Source organism: Microcystis sp. M53603_WE2, assembly GCF_030065435.1.
This window is the reverse complement of record NZ_JASJFF010000246.1, coordinates 1-1,478: the sequence shown is the minus strand read 5'-3', so window position 1 is coordinate 1,478 and position 1,478 is coordinate 1. Positions and strand designations below refer to the sequence as shown.

Below are 1,478 nucleotides of genomic sequence, written 5' to 3'. Positions count from 1 at the left end.
CGCTCTACATGAGATTTTCTCTGCCTATGGTGACTCTTTCTCCTATCCTTCTCGTCTCATCCACCCCCCGGCCGGGGAATTATATTGGTTACTCGATGCGGCCGCTGGTTCCTCTTTTGTCTAGAGAATAGGGGAATAGGGGAATGGGGGAATGGGGGAATGGGGGAATTTCAACTAAAACCCCAACACCCCAAAACCCTAACACCCCCCGCAACGCGCACGCAGTGACCACCCCAACACCCTAAAACCCCAACACCCCAACACCCTAAAACCCCAACACCCCAACACCCTAAAACCTAACCCCTAATCTGCTTTTTTACTTTTTACTTTTTACTTTTTACTTAAAAATGATCGTTTGTCCCAATTGCGAACATACTAACCCCGATGAGGCCAGTCAATGCGAGGCCTGTTACACTCCCTTGCCGCGGATGTCTTCCTGTCCTAATTGTGGGGCAACCATCCAAACTGATGCCACCTTTTGCGGTCAGTGTGGCTACAATTTACAGCCTAATTCCGTTCCCATGGTGGCAGCCGAGGCCGAATCGGAATCGGAACCTGAACCCGTCCCACCAGTCCCTACACCCACCGTCGCCTCGATCGCACCTCCTCCTGTTGCCCCTCCACCGGTTCGGGCTGCCACCCGCTTACAGACGGAAATAGCTAGTTTGCAGCACCTGCAAACCGATAGCAAAATTGAATTACCCCTACATCTATCGGTAATTCATATCGGCAAACCTAACGATCGCATTCCCCCCGATATCGATGTTTCCGGTTTTCCCGATTCTGATATCGTCTCCCGGGTTCATGGCGATATCCGCGTCGAAGCGGGCCTCTATTACCTCGAAGACAGCGGCAGCGCTAACGGAACCTACGTTAATCACACTCCCCTACCCCCCGGCAATCGTCATCGTCTTCGGGCAGGCGATCGCATTTCCCTCGGTAAAGGGGACAAAATGACTTTTATTTTCCAAATGTCCTAAAAGGGGACAGGTGTTAGGTGTTAGGGGTTAGGGTTTTAGGGTTTTAGGGTTTTAGGGTTTTAGTTGAATTCCCCCACTTCCCCATTCCCCTATTCCCCCATTCCCCTATTCCCCCATTCCCCCACTTCCCCACTTCCCCACTTCCCCACTTCCCCACTTCCCCACTTCCCCATTTCCCCACTGAAAATTATGCGTACAAATTGGCGAATCGGCTCTTTATTGGGCATTCCTCTCTATATTGATTCCTCGTGGTTTTTGATTCTGGCTTTTGTCACCTTGATCAATGCCACTGATGCAGAAATTCAGTCTCTGGCGGCCCAGAGTTCTGTTTTAGCGTGGTTACTTGGTTTAATCATGGCTTTATTGCTGTTTATCTCGGTTTTACTCCACGAATTAGGTCATAGTTTAATGGCTCGTTGCCAAGGCATCGAGGTCAATTCCATTACCCTGTTTCTCTTTGGAGGTATGGCCTCGATCGATCGAGAATCTCGGACTCCT

The 1,478-nt window shown here is 50.3% G+C and carries 2 protein-coding genes and 1 pseudogene; all 3 read left to right on the top strand.

Annotated features, from left to right (window positions below):
* Positions 1 to 124 (top strand): annotated as a pseudogene (locus tag PX481_RS05315) (6-phosphogluconolactonase); the annotation flags it as partial.
* Positions 125 to 347: 223 nt separating this feature from the next.
* On the top strand, positions 348 to 980 hold the full coding sequence (locus tag PX481_RS05310; RefSeq protein WP_288093904.1) for a double zinc ribbon and FHA domain-containing protein: 633 nt from the start codon (positions 348 to 350) through the stop codon (positions 978 to 980).
* Positions 981 to 1,169: 189 nt separating this feature from the next.
* Positions 1,170 to 1,478 (top strand): site-2 protease family protein (locus tag PX481_RS05305; RefSeq protein ID WP_288093906.1); only part of this gene is annotated, 309 nt, incomplete at its 3' end.